A 14,405-nucleotide genomic window follows, 5' to 3' on the forward strand; every position below is an offset into this window, starting at 1 on the left:
CCGAAGTGGTCCGGCCCCGCCCCGAGGAGAGTCCGATGACCGTGCCCGAGGGGCGCCGCAGCAGCACCTACACCCGGCTGCTGCGCTACGGCTTCACCGAGCCGGCGGCCGCCGGGCGGCTGCTGGAGGACCCCCCTCTGGCGGCCGCCGGGTCCGACCCCGTGCTCCTCGACGCGCTCGGCGCCACCGCCGACCCCGACCTCGCACTGCGCGGGCTCGTACGGCTGGTGGAGGCGCAGGGCGACGACGGGGAGCGGCGGGCCCTGCTGGGCACCCTGGTCACCGCCAAGCCGCTGCGCGACCGGCTGCTGGGCGTGCTCGGCGCGTCCGAGGCGCTCGGCGACCACCTCGCCCGCCACCCCGCCGACTGGCACGCCCTGGACAGCTTCGAATCGGCCGATCTGCACCCCGGCACACCGGAGTTCGAGCGCGCCCTCGCCGCGGGCGTCCGGGCCGGGCGCGACGCCGGGCTCACGCCACCCGACGCACTGCGCGCCGCCTACCGCCGCTGCCTGCTGGCCATAGCCGCCCGCGACGTCAGCGGCACCACCGATGTCGCCCAGGCCGCCGCCGAACTGGCCGACCTGGCCACCGCCACGCTCCGCGCGGCGCTGGACATCGCCGCCCAGGAGCAGCCGGCGGACGCCGCCGCCTGCCGGCTCGCCGTCATCGGCATGGGCAAGTGCGGCGGCCAGGAACTCAATTACGTCTCCGACGTCGACGTGATCTTCGTGGCCGAGGCCCGGGACGGCACGCCCGAGGGGCCCGCCCTGCAGGCCGCGACCCGGCTCGCGTCCCGGATGATGCGGGTCTGCTCGGACGTCACCCCCGAGGGCACCATCTGGCCCGTCGACGCCAATCTGCGCCCCGAGGGCCGCAACGGCCCCCTGGTCCGCACCCTGAGCAGCCACCTCGCCTACTACCAGCGCTGGGCGAAGACCTGGGAGTTCCAGGCCCTCCTCAAGGCCCGGCCCGTCGCCGGCGACCTCGCCCTCGGGCACAGCTACGTGGACGCCGTCTCCCCCCTGGTCTGGCAGGCCGCCGAGCGCGAGAACTTCGTCGCCGACGTCCAGCAGATGCGCCGCCGCGTCATCGCCTCCATCCCCGCCACCCAGGTCGACCGCGAGCTCAAGCTCGGCCCCGGCGGCCTGCGCGACGTCGAATTCGCCGTCCAGCTGCTGCAGTTGGTGCACGGCCGCAGCGACGCCACTCTGCGCGTCGGCGGCACCCTCGACGCACTGGCCGCCCTCGCCGCGGGCGGCTACGTCGGCCGGGCCGACGCGGCGGCCCTCGACGCCGCGTACCGCTTCCTGCGCGCCATGGAACACCACATCCAGCTGCACCGGCTGCGCCGCACCCACCTCGTGCCCGAGGCCGACGCCGACCTGCGCCGCCTCGGCCGCTCGCTGGCCCGCACCTACCAGTGGCCCGGCGGCAAGGAGCCCGTGGCCGAGCTCGGCAGGCAGTGGAAGCTGCACGCCCGCGAGGTGCGGCGGCTGCACGAGAAGCTCTTCTACCGCCCGCTGCTGGACGCCGTCGCCCAGCTGGAGCCCGGCGAGATCCGGCTCAGCCCCAAGGCGGCGGGCCAGCGCCTGAAGGCCCTCGGCTACGCCGACCCCGCGGCCGCCCTGCGCCACCTGGAGGCCCTCGCCTCCGGCGTCACCCGCAAGGCGGCCATCCAGCGCACCCTGCTGCCCGTCCTGCTCGGCTGGTTCGCCGACTCCGCCGACCCCGACGCCGGCCTGCTCAACTTCCACAAGGTCTCCGACGCCCTCGGCAGGACCCCCTGGTACCTGCGCCTGCTGCGCGACGAGGGCGCCGCCGCCGAGAACCTCGCCCGGGTACTGTCCGCCGGACGCCTCGCCCCCGACCTGCTGCTGCGCGCCCCCGAGGCCGTCGCCCTGCTCGGCGACCCCGGCGGCCTGCGCCCGCGCGGCCGCGAAGCCCTCGAACAGGAGGTGCTGGCCGCCGTGGGCCGCGCCGACAACGCCGAAGCGGCCATCGTCGCCGTACGCGGCGTGCGCCGCCGCGAGCTGTTCCGCACCGCCGCCGCCGACATCATCGGGGCCTACGGGCACGCCCGTGACGGCGCCCACGCCAACGGCGAGCGCGGCACCGGCTCCCGCGGCCACGCCGAGACGGCCGGCAGCGACCCCGGGGACCGCACCCGCACCGCCGGCGACGCCGTCTCCGACCTCAACGCCGCCGCCATCGCCGGTGCCCTGCGCGCGGCCGTACGGGGCGAGTGGGGTGACACCCTGCCCACCCGGTTCGCGGTCATCGGCATGGGCCGCTTCGGCGGCCACGAACAGGGCTACGGCTCCGACGCAGACGTCCTCTTCGTCCACGAGCCGCGCGACGGCGTATCCGACGAGGACGCCGCCAAGGCCGCGTTCGCCGTCGCGGGCGAGATGCGCCGGCTGCTGCAGCTGCCCACCACCGACCCGCCGCTGCTCGTCGACGCCGACCTGCGCCCCGAGGGCAAGTCCGGGCCCATCGTGCGCAGCCTCGCCTCCTACGCCGCCTACTACCGGCGCTGGTCGCTGGTGTGGGAGAGCCAGGCCCTGCTGCGGGCCGAGCCGGTCGCGGGCGACGCGGACCTGGGCCGGCGCTTCATCGAACTGGCCGACCCGTTGCGCTACCCCGCCGAGGGCCTGGGGGAGGACGCGGTGCGCGAGATCCGCCGCCTCAAGGCCCGCATGGAGTCCGAGCGGCTGCCCCGCGGCGCCGACCCGACCACCCACACCAAGCTCGGGCGCGGCGGCCTGTCGGACGTCGAATGGACCGTCCAGCTGCTGCAGATGCGCCACGGCTGGGCCGAACCCGGGCTGCGCACCACCCGCACCCGCGAGGCGCTCGCCGCGGCCTGCGCCGCCGGCCTGATCCCCACCGAGGACGCCCGCATCCTGGACGAGGCATGGGTCCTCGCGACCAGCGTGCGCAACGCCGTGATGCTGGTCCGCGGCCGCGCCGGGGACACCTTCCCGGGCGACGCCCGCGAGCTGGCCGCCGTCGGCCGCTACCTCGGCTACGGACCGGGCCACGTCGGGGACATGCTCGACGACTACCGCCGTGTCACGCGGCGGGCCCGGGCCGTGGTCGAGGAGCTGTTCTACGGCGCCTGAGCGGCGGGAGCCGTCTCCAGCATCGCGCTATGCGCCCTGGAGCGCCACATGGCGGGCGAGCCGGCAGGGAAACGCCCCGAACCAGGCGTAGGACAGGGCGGAGCCGAAGCCCAGGCACAGCACGCCGCCCACCGCGTCCAGCCAGAAGTGGTTGGCCGTCGACACGATCACGACCAGCGTCAGGACCGGGTACAGCGCCCCCAGCACCTTCGCCCACACCGGCCGCGCCAGCATGGCGATGGTCAGCCCGCACCACGTCGACCAGCCGATGTGCATCGACGGCATCGCCGCGTACTGGTTCGAGACGTTGGCCAGGTTTCCCGAGGCCATCGAGCCCCACGTGTGGTGCACCACGACCGTGTCGACGAAACCGATGCCGTCCATCAGCCGCGGTGGCGCCAGTGGGTACAGGTAGTAACCGAGCAATGCCACGGCCGTCGTGGCGAAGAGCGCCAGCCGGGCCGCGGCGTAACGACCCGGATGCCAGCGGTACAGCCAGACCAGCACGCCGATCGTCAGCACGAAATGCAAGGTCGCGTAGTAGTAGTTCATGCCCACCACCAGCCAGGTCACCGAATTCACGGCCTGGTTGACGGTGTGCTCGACGGCGATGTGCAACGTCCGCTCGGCCTGCCAGACCCAGTCGGCGTTGCGCAGCGCCGCCGCCTTCTGCTCGGGCACGGCATTGCGGACGAGGGAATACGTCCAGTAACTGACCGCGATCAGCAGCACCTCGAACCACAGGCGAGGACGCCGCGGAACGCGCCGTGGACTTCGCGCCGAGCCGCTGTCCGCCGACGCCGCCGCGCGATCCTCGGTGGGTGGCGGAGCGGCCGTCCGGCCTTCCAGGGTCCTTACTGTCGCTTCACCCATAGGGAAAGAGTCTGCCAGAAAGCGCTCGGCGGCAGATCATCCCCAGGTCTGGTCTCAGCCGCTTCCGGTCTGTATCTCCCCGGTCCCGGGAGCACCGGCAGGTGCCCGCGTGCGCGCTCCCGGAGCGGACGCCGTCGATCCGCGCACCACGAGTTCGGGCAGGAAGACGAACTCGCTGTGCGGCGCCGGAGTACCGCCGATCTCCTCCAGCAGCGCACCCACCGCGGCCTGCCCCATCGACTGCACGGGCTGCCGGATCGTCGTCAGCGGCGGATCGGTGAACGCGATGAGAGGCGAGTCGTCGAAGCCCACCACCGAGACGTCGCGCGGTACTTCGAGGCCGCTCTGACGCGCCGCCCGGATCGCCCCCAGCGCCATCATGTCGCTCGCGCACACCACCGCAGTGCAGCCCCGCGCGATGAGCGCGGAGGCCGCCGCCTGACCACCCTCAAGGGTGAACAGCGAGTGCTGTATCAGCTGCTCGGCCTCCGGACCCGCCACCCCGAGCTGCTCCTTCATGCCGAGCAGGAAGCCCTCGATCTTCCGCTGCACCGGGACGTACCGCCTGGGCCCCAGGGCCAGCCCGATCCGCCGGTGGCCCAGTGCGGCCAAATGGGTGACGGCCAGGCCCATGGCCGCCCGGTCGTCGGGCGAGACGAAGGGCGCCTGCACCTTCGAGGAGAAGCCGTTGATCAGCACGAACGGCACGCCCTGGGCGCGCAGCCGCTCGTAACGCTGGGTGTCCGCCGAGGTGTCGGCGTGCAGTCCGGAGACGAAGAGGATGCCTGCGACGCCCCGGTCGACCAGCATCTCCGTCAGCTCGTCCTCCGTGGAGCCGCCCGGCGTCTGGGTGGCGAGGACGGGGGTGTACCCCTGCCGGGTGAGCGCCTGCCCTATCACCTGGGCGAAGGCCGGGAATATGGGGTTGTCCAGCTCGGGGGTGATCAGTCCGACCAGGCCCGCGCTGCGCTGCCGCAGTCGGACCGGCCGTTCGTAGCCCAGGACGTCGAGCGCGGCCAGCACCGACTGACGGGTGGTGGCGGCGACCCCCGGCTTTCCATTGAGGACGCGGCTGACGGTTGCTTCGCTGACACCCGCCTGAGCTGCGATATCGGCAAGCCGGGCGGTCACAGGAGGTGACTGTACCGGTCGCATCTCAGACTGCCCACCACACGCATGTATCCGAAGGAATCCGGACCGTTCCACCGGCGAATTCCAGGGCCGCGGTCGCCAGGAGCGGACGGCCCGGGACAGGGAGCGCCACCTCGTCACCGAGCGTGTTGAAGGTGCACACGAAGCCCGGCCGGGAGAACGCCAGCACGCCCTCCGGCGCGTCCAGCCACGTCATTTCGCCGTCGCCCAGCCCCGGCAGCTCGCCCCGCAGCGCCAGTGCCGAGCGGTACAGCTCCAGCGTCGAGCGTGGGTCGCCGGACTGCGCCTGAACCGACAGCCCCCGCCACGCCTCGGGCTGCGGCAGCCAGCTGCCGCCCGGCCCGAAGCCGTACGGGGCCGATTCGCCCGACCACGGCAGCGGCACCCGGCAGCCGTCCCGCGTGCCGTCCTGGCCGTCGCCGCGGAAGAACGCCGGGTCCTGGCGCACCCCGTCGGGAAGGTCCACGACCTCCGGCAGCCCCAGCTCCTCGCCCTGGTAGACGTAGGCCGAGCCGGGCAGCGCCAGCATCAGCAGCGCCGCGGCACGGGCCCGGCGCAGGCCGAGTTCCGCGTCGCCGCCGCCGTAGCGGGTGGCGTGCCGTACCACGTCGTGGTTGGACAGCACCCACGTCGTGGGCGCCCCCACCGACAGCGTCGCCGCCAGCGACCCGTCGATGACCTCCCGCATCGGCCCCGCTCCCCAGTCGCAGGTCAGGAACTGGAAGTTGAACGCCTGGTGCAGCTCGTCGGGGCGCACGTACAGGGCGAGCCGCTCGGACGTCGGCGCCCACGCCTCCGCCACCCCGATCCGCTGCCCCTCGTAGGAGTCCAGCAGCCGCCGCCAGGAGCGGTGGATCTCGTGCACGCCGTCCTGGTCGAAGAACGGCAGCACCTGCGCGCCGATCAGCTTGGCCTGCTCGCTCAGCCCGATGTCCGGCAGCCCCTCGGCCTTGACCATGCCGTGCGCCACGTCGATGCGGAAGCCGTCCACGCCCAGGTCCAGCCAGAACCGCAGCACCGACTCGAACTCCGCCCGGACCTCCGCGTTGTCCCAGTTGAGGTCGGGCTGCTCGGGCGCGAACAGGTGCAGGTACCACTCGCCGGGGGTGCCGTCCGCGCCGGTCGTGCGCGTCCAGGCCGGGCCGCCGAAGACGGACTCCCAGTCGTTCGGCGGCAGTTCGCCCTGTGCCCCCTTGCCGGGGCGGAAGTGATAGCGCTCGCGGGCCGTCCCCCCGGAGCGGTCCGCGAGCGCGGCCCTGAACCACGCGTGCTGGTCCGAGGTGTGATTGGGCACGATGTCCACGATCACCCGCAGGCCCAGCCGGTGTGCCTCGCGCACCAGGTCGTCCGCGTCCGACAGCTGCCCGAACAGCGGGTCCACGGCCCGGTAGTCCGCCACGTCGTAACCGCCGTCCGCCTGCGGCGAGGCGTAGAACGGGGTGAGCCACACCGCGTTCACACCCAGGCCCGCCAGGTACGGCAGCCGCTCGCGGATCCCGCGCAGGTCGCCGATGCCGTCGCCGTCGCTGTCGGCGAACGAGCGCACGTACACCTGGTAGATGACGGCGCTGCGCCACCAGCCGTCGGCTCGCACGGCGCAGGCTTCGGCGGCCGGGCGGACGGAGGGCGCGAGATCCTGGGTCATGTACTTCCTATCGGCTCGTAGTCTCGTAGGACGGGGCGGTGCGTGTGTGGGGCTCAACGACGCCGGCGGCTCAAGGTCAGCCCTTGGTGCCGCCCGCGGTCAGGCCGGCGACCAGGTGCCGCTGGGCGATGAAGAAGACCAGGCCGGCCGGGATCGTGATGAGCACGGCCGCCGCCGTCATCAGCCCCCACTCGGCCTTCTGCTGGCCGACGAAGGTCTGCAGGCCCACGGCCAGGGTGTAGTGCTCCTCGCTGCTCATGAACTGGCTGGCGAAGGCGACCTCGCCCCAGGCCGTGACGAAGGAGTAGAAGCCGGTGACGGCCAGCCCCGGCCGGGCCAGCGGCACGATCAGCCGCCAGAACGTGCCGAACGGCGTCAGCCCGTCCACCCGGCCCGCCTCGTCGATCTCGGCCGGGATCGAGTCGAAGTAGCCCTTGAGCATCCACGCGCAGAACGGCACCGACACCGAGCAGTAGGTGACGATCAGCCCCGCGTAGGAGTCCAGCAGTCCCAGCTGCCCGAGGATGTTGTACAGCGGCACGATCAGCACCGCCATCGGGAACATCTGCACCACCAGGAACGTCCACATCAGCGGCCGGTGCCCGGGGAAGCGCATCCGTGACACGGCGTACCCGGCGGTCGCCGCGATGAGCACGCCCAGCACGGTCGCGCCCAGCGCCACGATCACCGAGTTGCCGAACCAGGTCAGGAACTTGGTCTCGCTCAGGATGTGCGTGTAGTTCGAGAAGCCGAACCCGACGAAGCGGGTGGGCTCCTGCCAGCCGTCCCGCCCCCGCAGGGAGACGAAGACGATGAACAGGACGGGGAACAGGGAGATGGCGGAGGCGCCGATCAGCGCCGTGTGCAGGGCGACGGAGGCCGCGCGCGAGCGCTGCCCGCGCTCGCGCGGCTTGAGGGTGCTGCTCATCGCGTCGTGGCCTCCTGTCGGGCGAGCATCCGGCGGTAGGAGACGGCGAAGACCAGCAGCAGCGAGAGGATGAGGATGCCGTACGTCGCCGAGCCCGCGTAGTCGCGTACGCCCTGGAAGGCGAGCCGGTAGGAGTACGTCACCAGGATCTCGCTCTCCGAGCTCGCCCCCTGCCCGATCAGCAGGTAGATGACCTGGAACATGTTGAACGTCCAGATGACGCCCAGCAGGATCACCGTCCCGCTCACCGGCCGCAGCCCCGGCAGCGTCACGTGCCGGAACCGCTGCCAGGGCGAGGCCCCGTCCATCTCCGCCGCCTCGTGCAGCTCGGCCGGTATCGACTGCAGGCCGCCGAGGATGGCCACCATCATGAACGGCACGCCCAGCCACACGTTGACCGCGACGGCGGAGACCTTCTGCAGGGTGCTGTCGCCCAGCCAGTCCACGGGGTCCATGCCCAGGCCGGTCAGGAAGGCGTTGAGGACGCCGTACTTCTCGTTGAACATCAGCCGCCAGGAGAACGTGGCGACGAACGCAGGCACCGCCCACGGCAGGATCAGCAGCACCCGGTACAGCGCCCGGAACCGCACCTGGCGGTTGAGCAGCAGCGCCAGGCCCAGGCCGATGGTGTAGTGCAGGACGACGCAGGACGCGGTCCACAGGACGGTCCAGGTCAGGCGGGAGTAGAAGTGGCCCTCCTGGCCGGAGAGCACCTTCCAGTAATTGTCGAGGCCGACGAACTGGTAGGTCGAGGCGATGTGGTTGACGCCGATGGTCCGGCCGACGTTCGCCTCGTTGGCATCGGTGAAGGACAGGTAGATGCCCCTGCCCAGCGGATAGCCGACGAGCACGGCCAGGACCACGACCACCGGCAGCACCATCGCCCACGCATACCAGTGGGTGTCGAAGGAGCGCCTGACCCGGGTGACGACTGTGGACATGAGGTCCTACTCCTCGATGCCGTAGTCCTTGAGGAGCGCGGACTGCCAGGCCTTGGCCGTGGCGTCCATACCCTCCTTCGGGTCCTCCTTCAGCGTGAGGATCTTGGTGTAGTGCTGAAGCCAGTCGGTGAACAGGTCACCGCCCTGCGGGATCGGCGGCCGTGGGTGGGCCTTGTCCAGCGCGTGGTAGTAGGCGCTGCGCACCGGGTCGGACAGCACGTCCTTGGTGTAGGCCGACTTGCGGGTCGGCAGCACGCCGATGGCGGTGGCGACGCTCTCCTGCTGCGCGGCCTCGGTCATGAAGCGCGTGAAGAGGTAGGAGGCGTCGAAGTTCTTCGAACCCGCGTAGACCACGAGGTTGTGGCCGCCGACGGGCGCGCCCGCAGTGCCGGTGGAGCCGGCGGGGACGGGTGCGATGCCCAGGTTGTCGCGCGACGTGTAGGCGTCGCCGCCGAAGATCTCCTTGGTCGCCCAGGGACCGTCGATCAGCATCGCCAGCTTGCCGTTCTTGAAGTCCGTCTTGAGGACGTTGTACCCGTCCGTGCCCGCCGGCTTGGGCGCCGCACCGGACTTGACGAGGTCGACGGCGGTCTCGATGCCCTTGCGCGAGGCGGCGTCGGCGATCGTGATCTTCTTCTTGCCGGCGTCGACCAGGTCGCTGTTCTCGCCGTAGAGGAAGGGCAGCGAGTAGTAACTGTCGGGGCTCAGCCCGATGCCGGCGGCGCCCGTCTTGTCCTTGATCTTCCCGGCGGCCTCCTTGACCTCCTGCCAGCTGGCCGGCGGCTTGTCGATGCCGGCCTTCTGGAACAGCTCCTTGTTGTAGAGGAGCCCGAGGGTGTCGGTGACCTGCGGGACGCCGTACGTCTTGCCCTGGTACGCCGCGTTCTTCAGCGGGCCTTCGAGGAAGTCGTCCGACTTGTCGAGGGCCGGGGTGCCCGTGAGGTCCTTGAGGTAGCCGAGCTGCGCGAAGCCGGGGGTCCAGCCCACATCGGAGCGCAGCACGTCGGGGGCGCCCTTGCCGGTGGAGGCGGCGGTCTTGAACTTCTGCTGCGCCTGGTCGAAGGGGACGTTGACGTACTCGACCTTGATCTTCGGGTGCTTCGCCTCGAAGGCCGCGACCAGCTTCTTGAACGCGGGCGCCTCGTTGGTGGCGTCCGAGGTGTCCCACCAGGTGACGGTCCCGCTCACACTGCCCGGGTCCTGTGCCGCCTTGGAGCCGTCGCTCCCGTTGTCGCCGCCACCTCCGCACGCGGTCGCGGTCAGGGCCAGCACGCCGACGACGGCGGCGACCGATATGCCTCTTCGCATATGGACTCCTCTTCCAGGAGGCCGCCTGGGGGGCAGGGCGGCCCGAGCTGAGGAGGAAGCTAACAGGCTGCAATCTCTTGCGAAAGACCTTGCAAGAAGGGAATCGCGAGATTTCCTGGTTGTAACCGGACCGTGTCCAAAGGGTTGACCGGTGAAGGTGGGGCTCGTACGGTCACGACCGGCAAGCGCTTGCTGCCGTGCGGGCAAGCTTGCAGCAAGAAGCTTCCACCCCTCAGGGGCCCTACGGGCGCGGCGCGTTGCCGCTCAAGGCCGCATCGCTTCCTTCCCCCACCTCAGGAGGGACCATGGCCCCCACCGCCATGCCCACAATCGCCCGCAGAGCCCTGGCCGCCGCGCTCGCCCTCGTCGCGGCCGCGGTCGTCTCCCCGCCCCCCGCCCGGGCGGGCACGCCCGGCGACAAGGACGTCACGGCAGTCCTTTTCGAGTGGAAATACGCCTCCGTGGCCAAGGAGTGCAAGGACACCCTCGGCCCCGCCGGCTACGGCTACGTCCAGGTCTCCCCGCCCCAGGAACACATCCAGGGCCCCCAGTGGTGGACCTCGTACCAGCCCGTCAGCTACCGCATCGCCGGCCGGCTCGGTGACCGCGCGGCCTTCGCCGGCATGATCGCCGCCTGCCACGGCGCCGGGGTGAAGGTCGTCGTCGACGCCGTCGTCAACCACATGGCGGCGGGCTCCGGCACCGGCACCGGCGGGACCTCGTATACGAAGTACGACTACCCCGGCACCTACCAGCGCCAGGACATGGACGACTGCACGACGGTCGTCAGCGACTACCGGGACCGCCGCAACGTCCAGGACTGCGAACTCGTCGAACTCGCCGACCTGGACACCGGCGAGGACCACGTCCGCAACCGCATCGCCGGCTACCTCGACGACCTGCTCTCCCTCGGCGTCGACGGCTTCCGCGTCGACGCCGCCAAGCACATCCCCGCCGAGGACCTCGCCGCCATCAAGGCCAGGCTCGCCAAGCCCGGCGTGTACTGGAAGCAGGAGACCATCCACGGTGCCTCAGAGGCCGTACAGCCGCAGGAGTACACCGGCACGGGAGACGTCCAGGAGTTCCGCTACGCACGGGACCTCAAGCGGGTGTTCGGCAACGAGCGGCTCGCCTACCTCAAGAACTACGGCGAGGGCTGGGGCTACCTGCCCGGCTCCCAGGCGTCCGTCTTCGTCGACAACCACGACACCGAGCGCGGCGGCGACACCCTCACTTACAAGGACGGCGCGGACTACACCCTGGCGAACGTCTTCATGCTCGCCTGGCCGTACGGCTCACCCGACATCCACTCGGGCTACGAGTTCACCGAGCGCGACGCCGGACCTCCCAACGGCGGTTCCGTCACCGCGTGCTGGCAGGACGGCTGGAAGTGCCAGCACAAGTGGCCCGAGATCAAAAACATGGTGGCCTTCCGCAATGCCGTGCGGGGCACGGCCGTGACCGGCTGGTGGGACAACGGCTACCAGGCCGTCGCCTTCGGACGGGGCGACAAGGGTTACGTGGCCATCAACCACGAGACCTACCCGCTGAGCCGCACCTTCCAGACGTCGCTGCCGGCCGGCGACTACTGCGACGTCCAGAGCGGCCGCCGCGTGACGGTGGACCCGTCCGGCCGCTTCGCGGCCACGCTCGCCCCGAACACGGCAATGGCGCTGCACGCGGCCGCCCGTACGTGCAGCTGAGTGAGCTTTCCCCGAGTTCAGCCCGTCCGGCGATTGAGGACACCGCGCGTCAGCGCGGTCCGGGGTCTGGGGCGAGGCCCCAGGAAACGGCGAAAGGGCGGGACCGGGGCACACCACCATGTTCTGACCTCAGCCGAAGGAGACCCCGCGTGAAACGACTTGCCGCACTCGCGGCAGCGATAGGGCTGGCGATGCCAACGACCGGCACTGCCCACGCCGCCGAACACCCCACCCCCGCCCACGCCAAGGTCCAGTGGCTCGACCAGCACACCGTCGCCTGGCCCAAAAGCCTCGGCAACCCCACCCACCCCCACCACCTCGTACACGACCGCGGCAGCTTCGCCCTCACCCACCGGCCGGGGGGCCTGGCGAAGTACCCACGCCTGGCCGCCACCCACGACGCCTTCCGCGTCGACGCCCACGGCCAGGAGCGCACGGCGCTCCGCGGCCGCCTCGTCGCCGAGACGGACGGCCTCACCACCGGCGTCCAGATACCCGGCGTCCTGGACGACCTCTACGCCCCCGCCGCCACCAGGGCGAAGCTCGGCCCGGCATTCAGCAACGGCCGCCCCACCCTCTCCCTGTGGGCCCCCACCGCCCAGCGCGTCACCCTGGAACTGGACGGCCGCACCGTCCCCATGCGCCGCGACGCCGCCAGCGGCGTCTGGAGCGTGACCGGTGACCGCGGCTGGACCGGCAGGCCCTACCGCTACGCCGTCACCGTCTGGGCCCCGGCCGTCCAGAAGGTCGTCACCAACCACGTCACCGACCCGTATTCCACCGCCCTGACCGCCGATTCCGCCCGCAGCCTGGTCACCGACCTCACCGACCCGGCGCTGGCCCCCGCGGGCTGGCGGACCCTGCGCAAGCCCACGGCCGTACCGCTGCGCGACGCGCAGATCCAGGAGCTGCACGTCCGCGACTTCTCCGTCGCCGACCGCACCTCCCGCCACCCCGGGCAGTACCTCGCCTTCACCGACCGCGACTCGGCCGGCATGCGCCACCTCTCGGAGCTCGCCGGCGCCGGGACCTCCTACGTCCACCTCCTGCCCGTCTTCGACATGGCCACCGTCCCCGAAAGGCGCGCCGACCAAGCCGTCCCCGGCTGCGACCTCGCCGCCCTGCCCGCGGACTCCGAGCGGCAGCAGGAATGCCTGACGAAGACCGCCGCCCGCGACGCCTACAACTGGGGCTACGACCCGCTGCACTACACCGTCCCCGAGGGTTCGTACGCCTCCGACCCGGACGGCACGCGCCGGACCGTCGAATTCCGGCGGATGGTGCAGGGCCTGGCGGGCGCCGGGCTGCGGACCGTCATGGACGTCGTCTACAACCACACCGCCGCCTCCGGGCAGGACGACAGATCCGTCCTCGACCGCATCGTGCCCGGCTACTACCACCGCCTCCTCGACGACGGCGGCGTCGCCACCTCCACCTGCTGCGCGGGCACCGCGCCCGAGCACGCCATGATGGGCAAGCTCGTCGTCGACTCCGTCGTCACCTGGGCGAAGGAGTACAAGGTCGACGGCTTCCGCTTCGACCTCATGGGCCACCACCCCAAGGCCAACGTCCTGGCCGTCCGCAAGGCCCTCGACGCCCTGACCGTCGCCAGGGACGGCGTCGACGGCAAGGCCGTCATCCTCTACGGCGAGGGCTGGAACTTCGGCGAGGCCGCGAACGACGCCCGCTTCGTCCAGGCCACCCAGAAGAACATGGCCGGCACCGGCATCGCCACTTTCTCCGACCGCTCCCGCGACGCCATCCGCGGCGGCGGCCCCTTCGACGACGACCCCCGCGTCCAGGGCTTCGCCTCGGGCCTGTTCACCGACCCCAACGGCTCGCCCGCCGGCGGCACCCGCGACGAACAGCGGGCCCGGCTCCTGCACGCCCAGGACCTCATCAAGGTCGGCCTGACCGGCAACCTCGCCGACTACCGCTTCACCGACTCCACCGGCCGCAGCGTCCGCGGCGCCGACGTCGACTACAACGGCTCACCCGCCGGCTACGCCGCCGCCCCCGGCGACGCCCTGTCCTACGCGGACGCCCACGACAACGAAACCCTCCACGACGCCCTCGCATACAAGCTCCCGCCGTCGACGCCCGCCGCCGACCGGGCCAGGGCACAGGTCCTCGCCATGGCCACGGCCGCGCTCTCCCAGGGCCCGGCCCTCTCCCAGGCCGGTACGGACCTGCTGCGCTCGAAGTCCCTGGACCGCAACTCCTACGACAGCGGCGACTGGTTCAACGCCATCCACTGGGACTGCGCCGAAGGCAACGGCTTCGGCCGGGGCCTGCCCCCGGCCGCCGACAACGCCGCCAAGTGGCCGTACGCCAAGCCGCTCCTGGCCGACCCGGCGCTGCGCCCCGGCTGCCCCACGGTCACCGCGGCGTCCGCCGCCTACCGGGACCTGCTGCGCATCCGCACGACGGAGAAGGCGTTCAGCCGGCCGACCGCCCAGGCCGTCCAGGAGACGCTGTCGTTCCCGCTCTCCGGCAAGGACGAGACCCCCGGCGTCATCACCATGCGCGCCGGCGACCTCGTCGTCGTCCTCAACGCCACACCGCAGCAGCAGAGTCAGCGGGTCGGTGCCCTCGCAGGCACCGGCTACGCCCTGCACCCGGTCCAGGCACACGGCTCGGACGCCGTCGTCAAGTCCGCCTCGTACGAGGCGGGGACGGGCACCTTCTCGGTGCCCGGCCGGACGGTCGCGGTGTTCCGGCGCAACTGAG

At 71.8% G+C, this 14,405-nt stretch carries 9 protein-coding genes; 3 read left to right on the forward strand and 6 right to left on the reverse strand.

All coding sequences use genetic code 11. The features are described from left to right. The first annotated feature begins 35 nt into the window (after nt 1-35). On the forward strand, nt 36-3,125 hold the full coding sequence (locus AB0F13_RS15335; RefSeq protein ID WP_362081053.1) for a bifunctional [glutamine synthetase] adenylyltransferase/[glutamine synthetase]-adenylyl-L-tyrosine phosphorylase: 3,090 nt from the start codon (nt 36-38) through the stop codon (nt 3,123-3,125). Between the two features lie 27 nt (nt 3,126-3,152). Here the strand turns inward: AB0F13_RS15335 and AB0F13_RS15340 are convergent, their stop codons facing one another. The 6 genes from AB0F13_RS15340 to AB0F13_RS15365 form a co-directional block, all read right to left on the reverse strand. After that, nucleotides 3,153-3,998, reverse strand: a complete 846-nt coding sequence (locus AB0F13_RS15340; protein ID WP_362081056.1) for a phosphatase PAP2 family protein — start codon at nt 3,996-3,998, stop codon at nt 3,153-3,155. 54 nt (nt 3,999-4,052) lie between these two features. Further along, entirely contained in the window at nt 4,053-5,129 is a 1,077-nt protein-coding gene (locus AB0F13_RS15345) for a LacI family DNA-binding transcriptional regulator (RefSeq protein ID WP_362081059.1), read from the reverse strand. Between the two features lie 25 nt (nt 5,130-5,154). Further along, the gene (locus AB0F13_RS15350; RefSeq protein WP_362081062.1) at nt 5,155-6,795 is read right to left on the reverse strand and encodes an alpha-amylase family glycosyl hydrolase; all 1,641 of its coding nucleotides are present in this window, start codon (nt 6,793-6,795) and stop codon (nt 5,155-5,157) included. Nucleotides 6,796-6,871: 76 nt separating this feature from the next. Continuing rightward, nucleotides 6,872-7,723, reverse strand: coding sequence for a carbohydrate ABC transporter permease (locus tag AB0F13_RS15355; protein WP_362081065.1), 852 nt, complete (start codon nt 7,721-7,723; stop codon nt 6,872-6,874). After that, the gene (locus tag AB0F13_RS15360; protein ID WP_362081068.1) at nt 7,720-8,664 is read right to left on the reverse strand and encodes a sugar ABC transporter permease; all 945 of its coding nucleotides are present in this window, start codon (nt 8,662-8,664) and stop codon (nt 7,720-7,722) included. Before AB0F13_RS15360 ends, AB0F13_RS15355 begins: the two co-directional genes overlap by 4 nt. A gap of 6 nt (nt 8,665-8,670) precedes the next feature. Next, nucleotides 8,671-9,972 carry an extracellular solute-binding protein gene (locus AB0F13_RS15365; protein WP_362081071.1) on the reverse strand — a complete coding sequence of 434 codons (1,302 nt, stop codon included), beginning with the start codon at nt 9,970-9,972 and terminating at the stop codon, nt 8,671-8,673. Between the two features lie 305 nt (nt 9,973-10,277). Between AB0F13_RS15365 and AB0F13_RS15370 the strand changes: the two genes are divergently transcribed. Beyond that, nucleotides 10,278-11,675 (forward strand): alpha-amylase family protein, encoded by a 1,398-nt coding sequence (locus tag AB0F13_RS15370; protein WP_362081074.1) that lies wholly within the window; start codon nt 10,278-10,280, stop codon nt 11,673-11,675. A gap of 149 nt (nt 11,676-11,824) precedes the next feature. Beyond that, nucleotides 11,825-14,404 (forward strand): pullulanase-type alpha-1,6-glucosidase, encoded by a 2,580-nt coding sequence (gene pulA / locus AB0F13_RS15375; protein ID WP_362081076.1) that lies wholly within the window; start codon nt 11,825-11,827, stop codon nt 14,402-14,404. Nucleotide 14,405: the final 1 nt, after the last annotated feature.

Source organism: Streptomyces sp. NPDC026206, assembly GCF_040638465.1.
In the GTDB taxonomy this organism is placed as follows: Bacteria; Actinomycetota; Actinomycetes; order Streptomycetales; family Streptomycetaceae; genus Streptomyces.